Here is a 2040-nt window from a genome sequence, read left to right on the forward strand (position 1 = left end):
TCCGGGCCGTTCCGAAGATTCGCCCATGAGAAGGGAAAGCGGGCAAACGCAAACCCTTCTCCGTTCGCGGCTCTGTGCGGCCTCCCGTTGGTCGGCCCCGAGCTGCACAACAACTTTGGAGTAGACAAACCATCATAGGAGTTGTCATGACGAGTAGAAAACGGGGACCGTGCGGGCGTCATTTTCTTCTGACGGCGGTTCTACTGGCTGGCATGAGGCTTCCGGCACTGGCACAGGGTCTCTACTACGACGATTGGCCAGACGACATGTACATCGAGACGGACACTGTTGGGTACCCCGGCCAAGGCTGCGGCGGCGAGGTGGTCGCCTATAGCTCGCTGAATGGTGATGACCTGTCTGGGTCGGCGTTTTATCCGAACACGGTCAACCTTCCCGATTCGCTATACGGGTCGCTCGATCAGGTGTACCCGTGGAGCATCAATGCGACATTCTACTACACCGATCCGTATTCGGGCGGCTGCGACACGGAGACTGTCAGTTGGGGCTTCAACTTGGGGATTAAAGTTACCTCAAGCTACTGGACAGGCCAGCTGTCCCAGAGCGGAGCGTGTATAACGAATGTGTATTGCACGAACACCAACTCGCCCGTTTGCCCGGGACAGGGCGCCACGACGATCTATGTATACGGTGGAGGCGCTTGTTCGTCGAGGTATGCCAACTACTTCCTGGCTGAACAGCCGTGGTACACCTCCACATGGTACTGCACGCCGGCGATCTCGGGTGATCCAACGAAATTCCCGTTTGATGATATTCCTTACTATGGATACTGTTCTTCGTCGTAGTATGTGCCGGGCTGGTGCGCTGGAAGGGGCGGGCTGTCCGGGTCCGCTCGGCAGCCCACCCAACAGCCGAAGGTATTGCCTCGGCTTGGTGGTCCGACGGAGGTTCGTTAATTTGGGCTTCGGCCTTTGTATACTCGACTGGGGAGGTCAGGTGACCATCAGCCTCATCGCGCTTGTGTTGCTGTCTGCTGTAATCGCTTCCTCTCAGGTGGTTGGCGGGGGCGGTTCCGCCGGCGTCGTGCGCCTGGTGGCACCTGTGCCGGGTGTTCCTGTTTCGGTGGAGCAGGTTGAGGAGTACGTCCGCACGCATCCAGGCCAATCCGCGACTACGCAGAGTTTTCGAACGCATGTTTATCGAGACTCGGCTGGGAGAATGAGGATCGAGTCTGGCGGTTCGGGGCCGTCGGATCAGGTTCGCCCAATGGTGACGATCATCGATCCGGTCGGCGGCTCGACGTTTATGCTGATGGTTGCGGAAAAGGTTGCAGCCCGGATGGTTTTTCCGAGGTCCGGGTCGGGGATAGGTTTGCCGGGGCCACCTTCAACTGGTACCCCTGAGCGAGGTTTGGTGACAAGGACGGAGAAGCTCGGCAAACGTATCATAGAGGGTCTGGAGTTTGAGGGTATGCGGATTGTCCGCACCTCCCAGGGTGAATCTCAAGTTGTGAGCACCGAGGAGAATTGGACTTCGGCGGATCTCGGCCTGACCGGTCTGTCCGAGGCAAAGGGGCCGGACGGCAGGTACACCGCTCGGCTTGAGCACATCGTTCGCGGGGAACCCAATTCGTCCCTTTTTTCGATACCACCGGGCTACGCAATACGAGATCTGGGGTTTTCGGATGCACGTTAGCTGAGTTCCTCGTTGGGTGGGGGGCTGGCCTTCGCGCTCAGGGCCGCTTTGTGCCGACCGGGGCGCGCCGGATATTTGTACCCGGTCTCGATAAGGCGCCTCTAGCAGTTACTGACTGAGGGCTAATTAGAACTGCGCGCGCAGCCACTGCTGTCCAAATTAGCTGCCGACCATAAACTGCCTTACAGAATCCAAACCACATAACGGGAACAACTGAACCGCATGGCGGATCAGGTTGGTGGAGGCACCGGGGCTTGTCAAGTATTTTGTGTAAACGCCATCTCCGTCGGCTTTCGGTAAGTGAGTTTCGATCATTTGAGTCGGTCTTTATCCCCCTCTATTTCCCCGTTTTCCTCCTGGATTCCATGTTTTCGATCGTCTTGGCCG

2 protein-coding genes are annotated in these 2040 nt (G+C 57.8%); both read left to right on the forward strand.

Translation table 11 applies throughout. The features are described from left to right. The first annotated feature begins 146 nt into the window (after positions 1-146). Entirely contained in the window at positions 147-803 is a 657-nt protein-coding gene (locus tag VKV29_RS03690) for a hypothetical protein (RefSeq protein ID WP_324199950.1), read from the forward strand. A gap of 112 nt (positions 804-915) precedes the next feature. Then, positions 916-1653, forward strand: a complete 738-nt coding sequence (locus tag VKV29_RS03695) for a hypothetical protein (RefSeq protein WP_324199951.1) — start codon at positions 916-918, stop codon at positions 1651-1653. Positions 1654-2040 lie beyond the last annotated feature (387 nt).

Origin of the sequence: Chthonomonas sp. (genome assembly GCF_035294165.1) — a bacterium.
GTDB lineage: Bacteria > Armatimonadota > Chthonomonadetes > Chthonomonadales > Chthonomonadaceae > Chthonomonas.

Excerpts from the sequence above, each read along its gene's own strand:
- VKV29_RS03690 (WP_324199950.1), top strand. The coding sequence starts at position 147 with ATGACGAGTAGAAAACGGGGACCGTGCGGGCGTCATTTTCTTCTGACG.